General features: G+C 53.8%; 11 protein-coding genes. 5 read left to right on the forward strand and 6 right to left on the reverse strand.

Annotation, left to right across the window (positions count from 1 at the left end):
- Nucleotides 1–142: 142 nt before the first annotated feature.
- Complete coding sequence (epmA, locus tag Q4501_RS10595; RefSeq protein ID WP_303596205.1) at nucleotides 143–1,111, reverse strand: EF-P lysine aminoacylase EpmA; 969 nt, start codon at nucleotides 1,109–1,111, stop codon at nucleotides 143–145.
- Nucleotides 1,112–1,118: 7 nt separating this feature from the next.
- The gene (gene efp, locus Q4501_RS10600) at nucleotides 1,119–1,694 is read right to left on the reverse strand and encodes an elongation factor P (RefSeq protein ID WP_303596206.1); all 576 of its coding nucleotides are present in this window, start codon (nucleotides 1,692–1,694) and stop codon (nucleotides 1,119–1,121) included.
- A 45-nt stretch (nucleotides 1,695–1,739) separates the two neighbouring features.
- Between efp and epmB the strand changes: the two genes are divergently transcribed.
- From epmB to Q4501_RS10615, 3 genes are all read left to right on the forward strand, one after another.
- Nucleotides 1,740–2,789, forward strand: a complete 1,050-nt coding sequence (epmB, locus tag Q4501_RS10605; RefSeq protein WP_303596207.1) for an EF-P beta-lysylation protein EpmB — start codon at nucleotides 1,740–1,742, stop codon at nucleotides 2,787–2,789.
- Between the two features lie 226 nt (nucleotides 2,790–3,015).
- Nucleotides 3,016–4,833: a GTPase gene (locus Q4501_RS10610; protein ID WP_303596208.1), complete on the forward strand. Its 1,818-nt coding sequence runs from the start codon at nucleotides 3,016–3,018 to the stop codon at nucleotides 4,831–4,833.
- Between the two features lie 188 nt (nucleotides 4,834–5,021).
- Nucleotides 5,022–7,106 carry an EAL domain-containing protein gene (locus Q4501_RS10615; protein ID WP_303596209.1) on the forward strand — a complete coding sequence of 695 codons (2,085 nt, stop codon included), beginning with the start codon at nucleotides 5,022–5,024 and terminating at the stop codon, nucleotides 7,104–7,106.
- A 21-nt stretch (nucleotides 7,107–7,127) separates the two neighbouring features.
- On the opposite strand, the gene serB is transcribed toward Q4501_RS10615, so the two are convergent.
- Nucleotides 7,128–8,360, reverse strand: coding sequence for a phosphoserine phosphatase SerB (serB, locus tag Q4501_RS10620; protein WP_303596210.1), 1,233 nt, complete (start codon nucleotides 8,358–8,360; stop codon nucleotides 7,128–7,130).
- Nucleotides 8,357–10,663 (reverse strand): DNA topoisomerase IV subunit A, encoded by a 2,307-nt coding sequence (gene parC, locus Q4501_RS10625; protein ID WP_303596211.1) that lies wholly within the window; start codon nucleotides 10,661–10,663, stop codon nucleotides 8,357–8,359. Before parC ends, serB begins: the two co-directional genes overlap by 4 nt.
- 97 nt (nucleotides 10,664–10,760) lie before the next feature.
- Here parC and Q4501_RS10630 point away from each other — a divergent pair, with 97 nt between their 5' ends.
- Together Q4501_RS10630 and Q4501_RS10635 are read left to right on the forward strand one after the other, a co-directional pair.
- Nucleotides 10,761–11,204, forward strand: coding sequence for a hypothetical protein (locus tag Q4501_RS10630; RefSeq protein WP_303596212.1), 444 nt, complete (start codon nucleotides 10,761–10,763; stop codon nucleotides 11,202–11,204).
- Nucleotides 11,205–11,298: 94 nt separating this feature from the next.
- Nucleotides 11,299–12,936: a methyl-accepting chemotaxis protein gene (locus Q4501_RS10635; RefSeq protein WP_303596213.1), complete on the forward strand. Its 1,638-nt coding sequence runs from the start codon at nucleotides 11,299–11,301 to the stop codon at nucleotides 12,934–12,936.
- 32 nt (nucleotides 12,937–12,968) lie between these two features.
- Here Q4501_RS10635 and Q4501_RS10640 read toward each other — a convergent pair whose 3' ends face one another.
- Entirely contained in the window at nucleotides 12,969–13,550 is a 582-nt protein-coding gene (locus tag Q4501_RS10640; RefSeq protein WP_303596214.1) for a YceI family protein, read from the reverse strand.
- 58 nt (nucleotides 13,551–13,608) lie between these two features.
- The gene (locus Q4501_RS10645; RefSeq protein WP_303596215.1) at nucleotides 13,609–14,169 is read right to left on the reverse strand and encodes a cytochrome b; all 561 of its coding nucleotides are present in this window, start codon (nucleotides 14,167–14,169) and stop codon (nucleotides 13,609–13,611) included.
- Nucleotides 14,170–14,465: the final 296 nt, after the last annotated feature.

Consider the following 14,465-nt stretch of genomic DNA (forward strand, 5'->3'; position numbering starts at 1 on the left):
GGTTGGGGGCCGCTTTTTGTTCGGGTGGGGTTTTTTGGCCCCCCCGGCGGCCTTAAACGGCTGTGCGCCGGGGGGGGGCCGGGGCCCCCCCCGGTTGGGGCCCCCCCCCCCCCGACAGAGCCCAGCAACTTCTATAAAAACTTCACGCTCGTTCTAGCGGAAACGCCAATACATCTGCGATATCACGAGTACCAGTTTTCAGCATCAATAGACGATCCAGCCCTAGCGCCACCCCAGCGCAGTCTGGCAAACCCTGTTCTATAGCCGCCAGAAAAGCCTCATCCATCTCCATTTCGGGCTTTCCATCAACTTTTCGTAGACGATTATCCGCCTCGAAGCGGGCGCGCTGTTCGTCGGCGCTGGTGAGTTCCCAGTAGCCGTTGCATAGCTCCAGGCCATTAACATAAAGCTCGAAGCGGTGGGCTATGTCAAAGCCATCTACGCTGGAAATTCTGGCCAGAGAGGCCTGGGAGGCCGGGTATTGGTTGATGAAGACCGGGGTTTCGGTGCCCAGGCTGGGTTCAACAGCGAAGCTCATGAGCAGGTCGAGGCAACCATCGCGGCTGAGGCCTTGCAGTTGTTCGGGCTCAAGCCATTGCCGGCAGCGCTGGCGCAGGTCGTTTTCCGTAACCACGAAAGGGTCGATGCCGGCCCCGTCAATCATAGCCTGGCGGTAGCTTGTAATTTGCGGTCGCGGGCAATCAAGCCAACCACAGACCAGGTCGGCAACTTCTGACATCAGACCTATGTCGTCAAAACCCGTGCGATACCATTCCAGCATGGAAAATTCGGGATTGTGGCGGCTGCCACGCTCTCCGTTGCGAAAAACTTTCGAGATCTGGTAGATGGAGCCGGCGCCGGCGGCTAGCAGGCGCTTCATGTGGTACTCCGGCGAGGTCTGCAGCCAACCACCCTCAAGGCCCTGGGCGCTTGAATTCGCAAAGATGCTCTCGAGATTGGGCTCTGTTACACCGCAACGGCCGAGTATCGGGGTTTCAACTTCCAACACACCTCTTTGGGCAAAGAAGCCGCGCACAAAGGAGGACTGCTGTGCACGGCTTTTCAAGGCTGCCCGGGAGGCTGTCGGCTGCCAGTCGGGCTTTTGTTTCATACTTTGCTCAGCTGCTTTTTACCCGGTTCATATATTCACCGGAGCGGGTGTCTACTTTGAGCACTTCACCGATGGTGATGAACAGCGGCACGCTGACAACGGCGCCGGTAGACAGGGTTGCCGGCTTGGAGCCGCCCTGTGCAGTATCGCCCTTCATCCCTGGGTCGGTCTCAACAACTTCCAGTTCAACGAAGTTTGGCGGGGTAACCGTCAGGGGTGCACCGTTGTATAGGGTAACCGTGTAAACGTCCTGCTCTTTGAGCCATTTTAGAGCATCACCTACAGCTTTTGCGTCGGCTGCGAACTGCTCAAATGAACCATCGGTCAACATGAAGTGCCAGAATTCCCCGTCGGTATAGAGGTATTCCATATCATGGTCCATTACGTCTGCACCTTCGAGACTCTCACCAGACTTGAAGGTACGTTCCCACACCCGATTACTCATCAGGTTACGCAGCCTGACCCGGTTAAAAGCCTGGCCTTTACCGGGTTTTACAATTTCGTTCTCAAGAATGATGCAGGGGTCGCCATCCAGCAATACTTTAAGACCGCCGCGAAATTCGTTGGTAGAATATGAAGCCATGAAATGTCCACCTGCCAAAATGCTGTTTAAAATTCGAAGGCCGCTATGATACAGCGAACCCCCACCTCTATAGAAGCCCGGCTTTCTGGCGATGACAACCGAAGCTGGCAACAGCTGCTGTCCGATTCCATAACTTCGCCACAAGAGCTGCTAACCAGGCTGGGTCTGCCGGCAGATACCTGGCTGGATGGCGCAGAGACCGGACACCGATTATTTGAAGTCAGAGTTCCCGAGCCTTTTCTCGCACGAATGGAGAGGGGAAATGCCTCAGATCCGCTTCTACGACAGGTTTTACCCCTGGGTCTTGAGGCCAATCCGGCAGAGGGATTTGTAGCAGACCCCTTGCAGGAAGACGGTGCAATACAAACCACCGGACTGATTCGAAAGTACCGCAGCAGGGCTCTGCTGATGGTAACGGGCCAATGTGCGGTTAACTGTCGCTACTGTTTTCGCAGACACTTCCCCTACGACGAGCAACGCCTCAGCCCGGCCGATCGACAGGAAGTGCTGGATACGCTCTCGGCAAGCCCGGAAATCAATGAAGTTGTTTTCAGTGGCGGCGACCCTTTGGCAGTCAACGACCAACTGCTATCCCGGTGGTCTTCAGCCATCAGCAGCATTCCCCACATACGCCGTATACGCCTGCACACTCGACTGCCGGTGGTGATACCTCAACGAGTGTGTGACTCTCTGCTCAAGTGGATCAGCAGCACACCGGTGCAGGTTGTGATGGTGCTGCACATCAATCATCCAGCGGAAATTGACCAAATGACCCGTCGCGCACTGAGCTATCTCCGCTCAGCAGGCGTAACCTTACTGAACCAAAGCGTCATCCTCAGAGGTGTTAATGACAACGCCGATGTGCTTGAGGAGCTAAGCGAAACACTGTTTGATGCGGGTGTTCTGCCCTACTATCTTCATGCATTTGACCCGGTCGCAGGGGCTCAGCATTTTGATGTACCTGATGACGAGGCTCGCGCGCTGGTTCGCGAACTGCTCTCCAGGTTGCCAGGATTCCTGGTTCCAAAGCTGGTTCGCGAAGTGCCCGGAAAGACGGCCAAGACACCTATTGACCTGCACCTGGAAACTCTTTAGCCGTATTTTTTCAAAGCTGGCCTGATTTCACATGTCAAACATTGTTAACTGACAACTTTCTCGCTTTCTTGCTCTGGTTTGCTACTTTAAAGTCCAGTACCGTCTATTTTGTAAAAAAATGTATTTACGGTGTTTTCCAGGCATACCGATGTGATAGAGCGATCTACTTTGCGTCGAATGAGGAAGCCCGGAATACGAAACCCAGCTTTGATATTGGCGCATATTCATGGAAGGCATGATCCTCAAACCCGATCTCCGTGTTCCCGAGCAGAAAACAGCGAGTCTGTCGTTCTGTGACACAACGCCCAAAGCGTTCAGGGCCTGGATCAATCAGCTTCCCATGGCCAATATTGGCGAGGTTTCGCGTCAGCTCTATCATGCGATCATAGAGCTCAACCATCTGTTCCTTGGCCCCCAGCATCGCCTGCAATTCCTTGAGCTGATTCGTGACAAAATTCACTTCGTCTGCAGTGAGCTTTCCCGTCATTATCTTGGTCTTGCTGTGGCACTGCCTGAAAAGCAGCGCAAAATTGCCAATCTGTCCCAGGCGCTTCAGCTTCACCTCGCCAGTGGTTATAAGCTTTGCGTTCTGGAGGCATTGGATGACGGCGGACTCGACAAAAACCGCAAACTGATTGCGACAGCCATCCATCGGGCTATGTCAGAGCTGGCCTCAACCATTCTGAGATCTCACCAACTCTATTGCCCGAGCCCGGCACAAAGCTGGCTGGAATGTCACCGCATGTTCCGGTTTGCCCATCGCAACAAACTTTCGGACGCAACCGTAGAAGACAGCACCTTGAAACAGCGAAAGGCAAGCACTGTGGCCGACAGCTACAAGCGCCTTTTGCTTCTCGGTTGCGCAAGACCAAACCAACTCCGGCAGTCAGAATTGCTCCAGGCATACGACCTGTTTGAATCCTGGACTGAACAAACCCGTTGCGGACCGAACATCGGAGAAGACACCCTTTTCGTCATCAATATGGAAGGGGATAGCTCGCCGGTATACAGAAGCCTTCTCGAAGCCAAGCCCGGTGATGAGAGCTTCGGGTTTGATACCCGCGACCTGGCGGCCGCAATTTCCGAAAACCTGGATGCGAGGCTACGTAAACTTCCGGCACCCGACACTTTGATAGTACCGGGCAGTGTCAACGAAACCCTCCTCACTCACCTGAGCCAGGCTCTGGGAATTCTGGCCAAAAGGAATTTCAACCGGATTGCCAGCCAAGGCACACTCGAAGTCTGCGTAGGACTCTCGGCGGCACACTATTTTATTTCCGGGGAAAAGTCGTTTACCGAGTTTGTTACGGGCAATGACAACGGTGATGAGGCCGACGAGAACCTTTTTGTGCGTTCCGACCGCTCGTCACGCAAGCGAGGTGATGCCTGGTCAGGCGCCCATGATGCCTCTCCTGGTGAGGAGCGCCTGCACTCCGCTGATACACCAATCAACTTTCGCGGCAGCTTCGGAAATACACCGGCACCTGCAACGGAAAAGAATCGCCCGAGAGCGCATATTACCTTGCTGGTGAACACCAGTCCCGGCGGCTACTGCGTCTCGTGGGAAACCAACGTCCCACCGTCGATGCAGGCAGGTGAAATTCTCGGTGTGCGAGAGCAACGCTCTCACCCATGGAGCATCGCGGTCGTGCGCTGGATCCGGCAGATCAAAAATCAGGGCACCCAGATTGGCATAGAACTTTTGGCACCCAGCGCCTCCCCCTGCGGTGTTCGACTGATTCATAAAGTCGGCAACAGCAGTGAATATCTACGCGGACTTCTGCTTCCCGAGATCAGTGTTGTCAACCAGGCTGCAACCCTGATCACGCCACGACTGCCGTTCCAGGACGGCAGTCGAATCTCCATGCTGCATAGCGGCCGAGAGGAACAGGGGCAGCTTCTGAAAAAGATATCTTCTACCGGAAGCATCAGTCAGTTTGAGTTAAAGCTGCAACACAACGCTGCAGCCCCGGCACATGCGAGTACCTCACCTTCGGCAGGCACCAGCGAGGATGATTTCGACTCTCTGTGGCCATCACTCTGAACACCTCCGGCGCCTCCGTAAATCCGCCGGAGGCTTGTTATTAAGCCTCAACCCCTGCATCATTCAGCGATAGTGATAGTCCGGTCTTGCAGTACCAGTTCACATTTTCTTGCAAGATACTGTATTTAAGGCAGATTTTTATCTGCCAAGGCCGGCTCAGCCAACCTGTATTATGAGACGCCTTAGGAATGCAGAAACAGAACGCCACCGTACACCTGCTGATCCTCGATCCATCCCAGAATGATGCCGAATCCCTGGTAAGCCTCCTCAGAAATGCTGGCAGGGCCACTCGGGCGCATCGCATTACCTCCGAAGAGGACCTGGAAGAAGCTCTTAAAAGCAACAACTGGGATCTGCTTCTAGCGCGTGATATCGAGCAGGAATTCTCCGCGGATAGCGCTTTAGCCATGATCCGACGCATGGATAAAGATATCCCCTGTCTGTTCCTGACAGAGGAAGAAACCCGTGAAAGAACCGTGGCTGTCATGAAAGCTGGCGCTCAGGGTACGGTTCAGTCTGGCCATAATGATCTATTGGTTCTCAAGACCAAGCGCGAACTTGCAGCCCTGGAAGATCGCCGCCGCCGCAGAGCGCTGGAATCTCATCTGCGCGAGGCAGAACAACGCTGCCAACTGCTACTCGAAAGTTCTAAAGATGCGATCGCCTATATCAATGACGGCATGCACATCTACGCCAACCAGTCTTACCTGGAATTTCTGGGATACGACGACATCGATGACCTGATGTGTGTCCCTGTGCTCGATACGCTGACCGCTGAAAGCCAGAACGACTATAAGGCGTTCATGAAATCTTTCACCGAGAAGGGCGAAGACGGCATGACCATCAACTGCACTGCAAAGCGCAGCGATGACCATGAACTGAACGTAACCATGTCTGTCTCAGCTGCCACCTACGATAGTGAAGTATGCACTCAGATTGTGCTGCAGCCCGAGCACAGCGATGCAGAGCTGGAAGAGAAATTGCGCGAAATCAGCAGCCAGGATCTGCTTACCGGCCTGTATAACCGTCAATACCTGATGAAAGAGCTTGAACAAACCATCGCCAGTGCCGGCAAAAACAACGAAACCGGTGCCCTGGCGTACATAGCTCTCGATAACTTCATAACCATGAAAGGCCAGGTTGGTATTTCCGGCGCGGACTTGTTGCTGGGTGACCTGGCCACACTGCTGAAAGAAGAGGCCGCCGATGATCTTGTACTGGCGCGCCTTAGCGATGATGCGTTCTGCCTCTTGTCTCAGTCAGGTGATGAAAAGTCACTGACCAACCGGTGCGAGCAGGTTCGCAAAGCTGTTGAGGAGCATCTGTTTGATATAAATGGCCACACGGTTCCGTTGACCGTCAGCATTGGTATTGCATCCATTACCGAAAACTCGCCAAAAGCCGAAGACCTCATGGCTCGGGCTCATAATGCATCATCGGAAGTACGCAAACAGGATGGCCACGCCGAGGGCAATGGTATTTGCGCCTATAATCCTGCAAATTATGAAACCCTCGATGATGGCAGCGCCGTAGATGACATACTGAAGGCACTGGAAGATAACCGATTCCGGCTTCTGTTCCAGCCCATTATCAACCTTCGCGGTGAAGGCGAAGAGCACTACGAAGCTTTCGTGAGAATGCTCGACAAAGACGAAAATGAAGTCTCCCCCTATGACTTCCTCCCTCCCTTGGGACCAAGCGATACCGCCATCAAGATCGACCGCTGGGTCATTCTGCAGACCATAAAGCAGTTATCCAGCCACCGCTCCAAAGGTAACGATACTCGCATGTTCCTCAATGTGACGGCGGAAACTCTCCAGGACAAAACCTTCACGCCCTGGCTGAGCGTCGCCCTGAAAGCCGCTCGCTTACCCGGTGACTCGCTGATTTTCCAGATCCGCGAGGGCGATGCCAACAAGTACATGAAGCAAGCCAAGGAGTTCACCAAAACCCTGCATCAGCTGCACTGCAAGGTATCCATTGCACAGTTCGGCTGCGCACTGAATCCGTTCAATACCCTGAAGCACATCGATACGGACTATGTGAAGATAGACGGGTCGTTCACGGAAGAAATCCAGAAGAACGATGAAGCCAGGGAACAGGTGAAGGAAATGGTAAAAAGCCTGCAAAGCTCTGGCAAACTAACCATCATTCCTCTGGTAGAAAACGCCGCTGTTCTCGCGACACTCTGGCAAGCCGGCGTGAATTACATTCAGGGGTATTATCTGCAGGCCCCGGTACCTGAGATGAACTACGACTTCAGTGATAACTGAAACTGACTGGTCAATGCCGGTTTAAAAACCGGCATTTTTCAGCCCCTGATTCGTTTCACTTTCGCGAAAGCCGATCAGATAGAGAATAGCATCGAGGCCAAGCGTAGATATCGCGTGGCGAGCAGACTCCTTAACCAACGGCTTGGCCCGGAATGCAACGCCAAGTCCCGCCTGACTCAGCATAGGCAGGTCATTGGCGCCATCCCCGACCGCAATCACCTGTTCCCGGGAAATATGCTCTTTCCCGGCAATCTCGAGTAGTAATTCCGCCTTGCGCTTACCGTCAACAATTTGGCCACAAACCTCACCTGTCACCTTGCCATCGCGAATCTCCAGCGCGTTTGCGTACACGTAGTCGATTCCCAGCTTCCGTTGAAGGTGCTCGGCAAAGTAAGTGAAACCACCGGAAAGAATCGCCGTGCGGTAACCCAGCGCCTTCAGGCTTCGTATCAGGTGTTCCGCTCCTTCCGTCATCTTCAGACGGCCAGCAACACGCTCAAGCACAGATTCATCCAGACCTTTGAGTAGCAAGAGGCGTTCAGCAAAACTCTGGCTGAAGTCCAGCTCTCCCTGCATGGCACGTTCTGTAATCTCCGCAACCTGTTCGCCAACGCCAGCTTCCAGGGCAAGCTCATCAATCACTTCAGCCTCAATGAGGGTGGAGTCCATATCAAAGACCACCAGGCGGCGGTTCCGCCGGAAGATGGAATCCTCCTGAAACGCGATATCTACGTTCATCTCACCGGCAATGTGTAGAAAATCAGCTCTGAGCTGCTCAAGATTGGAGGGAGTGCCGCGCACTGAAAACTCCACACAGGCAATCCCGTTGCCGGCCGCAGTGAGTGAAGGTCTTGCCGACAGCCTGGAGATATTATCAATATTCAGGCCATGACGAGCGGTGATCGCAGAAACCCGGGCAATCTGCTCTGCCTTGATATCACGGGACAGCAGGGTGACGATGTAGCAGGCCCGGTTACGCCCTTCAGCCCAGGACTGGTATTCCTCCACTGTTATTGGCGCAAACCTGACCTGAAGATCCAGCGAATGCAGTCGAAACAGCAAATCGCGGATCACCGGGGAGGATTTCGATTCATCAGGAATCTCAATGAGAATACCCCAGGTCAGGTGGTCATGAATAACCGCCTGACCTATGTCGAGAATCCTCACGTCATAACGACCCATGATGCCGGTAATTTCCGACGTAAGGCCGGGCTTGTCGCGCCCCGATACGTTAATCAGAACCAGTTCACTCACGATTTGAGCTCTCCATCATCAGAACTCTCCTCTTCCTTTGCTCTTGCGGCAGAAGGGATAACATCAATGGAATCCACCCGCTGCAGCCCTCGCGGCAGTTTATGCCCGCGCCGGCCCCGCTCGCCCAGATAATGCTCAAGATCGCTGAACTGCAGCCCCATCTTGCGCTTGCCTGCACGTATCTCTAACTGATCATCCTTGGCGAATACCGCCACAGCCACCACATACTCTTCGCGGTTCTGCACCCGGGCGGAAGGGATACTGATAATCTTGTTGCCCTTACCCTTGCTCAATTCCGGCAATTCACTGAGAGGGAAAACAAGCATTCTGCCTTCGTTGGATATCGCACCAAGATACAATGCGTTCTCCGTTACAGGGATAACCACCGGCGGCATGATCTTCGCTCCTTTCGGCACGCTGACCACGGCCTTGCCGTTCCGGTTTTTACTGATCATGTCCTCCAGCGAGGTCACAAAACCGTATCCGCCATCCGTAACCAACAGGGCTTTGCGGGCAGGGTCGCCCATCAGCAGGCCGGAGAAGCTTGCCCCCGAGGGAGGATTGATCCTTCCGGTCAGAGGCTCGCCCTGCCCCCGGGCTGAGGGCAGGCTATGGGCCATCAGTGAATACGCCCTGCCGGTGGAGTCCATAAAGATGGCTTGTTGGTTATTACGACCTCTGGCGGCCAGGGCAAACCGGTCGCCGGACTTGTAGCTCAGCCCGTCCGGATCGATATCATGCCCCTTGGCGGCACGCACCCAACCTTTATCCGATAGAACTACGGTAACAGGGTCGTTGGATACCAGATCATTCTCACTGAACGCACGGGCTTCCTCACGCTCAACAATCGGAGAGCGCCGATCATCACCGTATGTTTCGGCATCCGCTTGCAACTCACTCTTGATCAGCTCGCGCAGCCGGTCTTCAGAACCGAGAATGGCCTGAAGCTCGTCCCGCTCAGCAGCCAGTTCGTCCTGCTCACCGCGGATTTTCATTTCCTCAAGCTTGGCCAGGTGCCGCAATTTCAGCTCAAGGATGGATTCGGCCTGATCCGGAGACAAGCCGAAACGTTCCATCAACACCGGCTTAGGCTTATCTTCGGTGCGGATAATATGGATGACTTCATCGATATTCAGATAAGCAATCAACAGACCTTCAAGGATGTGCAGGCGCGCCAACACCTTATCGAGCCTGTGCTGCAAACGACGGGTAACCGTGGTGCGACGGAACGCCAGCCATTCTGTCAGCATCTGGCGCAGGCCTTTTACGCCCGGACGACCATCGTTACCAATTACATTGATATTTACCCGATAGGTTTTCTCGAGATCTGTGCTGGCGAAAAGATGGGCCATAAGCCCGTCCAGATCTACACGATTGGAGCGCGGCACAATAACGAGGCGAGTCGGGTTCTCATGATCCGACTCATCACGGAGGTCCGCCACCATAGGCAGCTTTTTAGTTTGCATCTGGTGCGCAATCTGCTCCAGCACACGGTTGCCAGATACCTGATGTGGCAGGTCTGTCACTACAATTTCACCAGTATCCCGAACCCAACGCGCTCGCATACGCAGCGAACCCCGCCCGGTCTCATACATCTGGCGTAAGTCCTTGCGGGGCGTAATTATTTCAGCGTAGGTTGGGAAGTCCGGGCCTTTTACGTGTTCGCAAAGCTGGTCAACCGTCGCTTCCGGGTCGTCCAGCAACCGTATACAGGCCGCGGTTACTTCCCTCACGTTATGGGGCGGGATATCCGTCGCCATACCCACCGCAATACCGGTGGTGCCGTTTAGCAGTACATGGGGCAAGCGTGCCGGCAGAACTGCGGGCTCGTCCATGGTGCCGTCAAAATTTGGCGTCCAGTCTACCGTGCCCTGGCCAAGTTCCGAGAGCAAGACGTCGGCGAAGCGCGCCAGCCGGGATTCCGTATACCGCATAGCTGCGAAGGATTTGGGATCGTCCGGCGCACCCCAGTTACCCTGCCCGTCAACAAGCGGGTAACGATATGAAAAGGGCTGAGCCATCAGAACCATGGCTTCATAGCATGCGCTATCCCCATGGGGATGAAATTTACCCAGCACATCACCCACGGTGCGTGCAGATTTCTTATATTTGGACGTGGATTTCAGGCCCAGCTCTGACATGGCATAGATAATACGCCGCTGAACCGGCTTCAGCCCGTCCCCGACATTGGGGAGCGCCCGGTCAAGAATGACGTACATGGAGTAATCGAGATAAGCTTTTTCCGTGTAGTCCCTGAGTGAAACCCGCTCAAAGCCTTCATCCGTCGTCTGAAACTCTGGCATGGATGCCTCTTTTGCCTGTATTGCCTGATTTTGAAGAAGTCCGTGATGCTACCTTGTGCGCCCGGAATAATCACGGGGCAGTGCAGTGGCACATTATATGAAGCAGCGCGCTGATACACCAACAACCGGCGTATTTATTGGTCTGAATGCTCCATCGGCGCCAGGTACCAGCAATTCCAATAGCGGAATTCCCGCATGGAGAGTCGGTAAGGTGCACCGTATGCTCCATATCGTTGACGATCAAAAGGCAGTTTTCCCTCCACACAAGCGGAACACTATGAAACCCAATATGAAAGCCTGCGGGCAAGCCATGATCACGGCAATAGTGAATGCGTCACTGGCCGTCGCACTGATGCTTCTTGTGGAATTCGCAATCAGCGGTAGCTTTCAGGTACCTGCGCCCTATCTCTGGGCTGGCCTGTTGATCGGGCTGGTAATTTTCGGTGCTCAGTTCTGGCGTCAGCGCCATCTTTGTCGCGCCTGCGAAACCCAGCGGGATGCCACCAACACAACACATCACAAGCTTCACACTGACACCTGATCCTCATTATGGGATACAGACCGCCGCAATAAATCCCTTAGAATCTGCTAAACCCTGTTATGCTCTAAAAAAAACAAACAGACACGAGCATACTATGACTATCGGCAAACGCTTCGGGCTAAGGTCCAAAATCGCACTCCCCTTTGCCATCACATCAATTGCCCTGGTTTTTATTGGATTATTCAGCGTTAACACTACGCGTCAGCTGGTTTCAGGTACGGAAGATATAGCCGACACCTATCTGACCTCAGTCAGCCTCATCCTGAACGGAGACCGGGACCTCTATCAGGCGCTCGTTGCCCAGACGTCCTATGTGGATGCCAGAACAAACAACACGGATGGCTCAAACTTTCTTTCAGAATTCAGGGAAAATGCCGGCCAGGCCAAAGAGCGCTTCGAGACAACGGTAAAACAGCTCGAAGGCACCGGCGTTTCAGCGGTAGCACAAGGATTCGATGCTGCCTTCGAAAGCTGGCACGAATCCGCTATGCAAGTGATCAGTCTCGCGGAGAGGGGCTCACTGGAACAGGCACGAGCGCTGGCAACGACTGAAACATCCCCTCGCTTCGACTCCCTGCGCAGCTATTTTGACGAGGTCGGCGCTCATGTAGACCAAAGAGCGCAAGCTCGCACTTTGGCCCTGGCCTCTGAAGGACAGAGCAGCTCTGCAACAATTCTGGTCATCACTGCGATTGCCATTCTCGGCAGCATCACGCTTTTTATCATGTTCCTCAGGATGATCATTCAATCCATTTCAACCCTCAAAGAACAATTGGATAACATTGCACAGGGCGAGGGGGACCTGACCCAGCGCATTCCGGTTGAACTCGATGACGACCTGGGCGCTCTTGCCGGAAGCTTTAACCTGGTTCTTGGAAACCTGCAGTCAATGGTCGCGTCAATCCAGCAACTGACCATAGAACTGGGCAAAGGTGCAAACAGCCTCCGCCAGGCCTCCAATGACAATAACGAAGGCGTAAGCCGGCAAACCGACGCTATCTCGATGGTGGCAACCGCTATCAATGAAATGCAGAGCGCTATAGAAGAGGTGGCCGGAAATGCATCTCAAGCGGCAGATGTCACAAAAGAAGCCCAGCACAAAGGTAGCAACAGCGCGAAAATTATCCGCGAATCTTCTGAACAGGTGCACCGCCTTTCCGCCCAGATTACGAAAGCTGTGGAAGTTATCCGTAAGCTCTCCGACGACTCCGACAACATCACGTCGGTGCTGGATGTTATCCGTGGCGTTGCAGAGCAAACCAACTTGCTCGCTCTGAACGCGGCTATAGAGGCAGCCCGGGCCGGCGATCAGGGCCGGGGGTTTGCCGTAGTCGCAGACGAAGTACGAACGCTGGCCCAACGTACACAGCAGTCTACGGAAGATATTCAGACCATGATTGAAACACTGCAGACGGGCGTTTCAGATATTGTTTCCGTCATGGAAACCGGGAGCCAGGAAGCGTCAGAAACAGTGAAACTGTCAACAGAAGCCGAACAAGAACTGAATGCCCTTCTTGAGGCCATGACCCGGATTGCTGACATGAACATCAGCGTTGCTTCCGCCACGGAGCAACAGACTCAGGTTGTTGACGAAATAAACCGCAGCATCACAGAAATCAATGACCTTGCAGCGGAAAGCGCGTCCAGATCGGAACAGATTGACGATATCAGCCAATCCCTCGACGGCTATGCACGAGAACTGGAAAATCAGACAGGCAGATTCCGGGTTTAACCCCGGAATCTGTTTTGGCACGGTAACCGGTTTTACTGGCGGATGCCTTCAACCGAAATAGTGATCTCAACGGTCTCCGATGCCTTCCCAAGGTTCGTGGGAATACCGAAGTCTTCAAGGCGTAGCTCGGTCTCGGCTTCAAAGCCCATCCGATAGCCTCCCCATGGATCTTTACCGTGGCCCAGCATCTCAACATCCAGGGTAACTTCGCGGGTAACGCCGCGCAGGGTGAGGTCACCGATAATGTCAGCCTCACCTTCCTCATCAACAACCACGCGCTTGCTCTTGAAACTCGCCTCCGGATACTCACTCACATACAGGAAATCTTCGCCGCGCAGGTGTTTGTCTCGCTCGGCATGATTCGAATCCACACTTGAAGGGTCAATCGTCACGTTTACTGAGCTGTTTTCCGGGTTGTCAGCATCGTACGTAAATTGCCCATCAAAATCATTGAAGCGGCCGTAGAGCCAACTGTAACCCAGATGCGAGATCTTGAAAGTGATGAACTGGTGCGCGCCCTTGTCATCAAACGCATAGGTACCAGCGTGTTCGTCTGCATGAACACTGCCGATCATGGCCAGTGAAACCGAAGTTGCAAGCAATAGTTTTTTCATAGTTGTCTCCTTTGACGAGAAATCCAAAACGCTCTGAGCCAGAGCGACTGTAGGTAAATCAATGATCCCGGCGGCCCGGAGCCAGCATCCGGCGGAGCGTCGCATCCCGGTCTATAAAGTGATGTTTGAGTGCCCCGGCGGCGTGAATCAGGGCAAGGACGATCACCGCCCACGTGCTCCAGTAATGCACCAGGCCTGCAGTGTCTTCCAACCCTTTTATCTGGCCAGTCACCGAGGGCACCTCGAACCAGCCGAACACATTCACAGAGGAGCCGTCCGCAGTTGAAATCAGAAAGCCGCTTACCATCACCACAAAAACCAGGGCATACAAAAGGATGTGCGCTATCCGGGCGCTGACCCTCTCCCAGTTTTCGTGCCCCGACAGTGGATCAGGCGATGTGGCGAACAGGCGCCAAGCCAACCGGAACACCATCAAGCCAAATAATAAGACACCGATACTGCGATGAATATCCGGGGCGCGACGATACCAATCGTCGTAATAAGACAGGTCCACCATCCAGAATCCCAAAGCGAAGGTTCCGAACACGGTGGCAGCAACAACCCAGTGAATAACGATAGTCAGCCAACCATAACTGACAGATGTGTTACCTAATTGCATCGTGACTGATCCCTCTTTTTCCTTGTCTGCAACTCGCGAGAAGGAGTATATGAAGCCTCATACTCAAAGGAAATCGGAATGTTTTGCCCACTATCATCAGAAATTCTGATCATGTATCCGGAGGTACGCCAGCCATTTGCCTTTGGTCTCATACGGCTTCTACGGATTGTTAGAAACCATAGACACGATAAAATTTGTCCATGCTTAACCGCCCCGTCCGGGGGGCCTCATTGAACGAGAGGACAAGACATGGAACTTGAATTCGACGAATCCGTTGCAATCCCCAGCAATAACTA

Source organism: Marinobacter sp. 2_MG-2023 (assembly GCF_030546935.1).
Lineage (GTDB): Bacteria > Pseudomonadota > Gammaproteobacteria > Pseudomonadales > Oleiphilaceae > Marinobacter.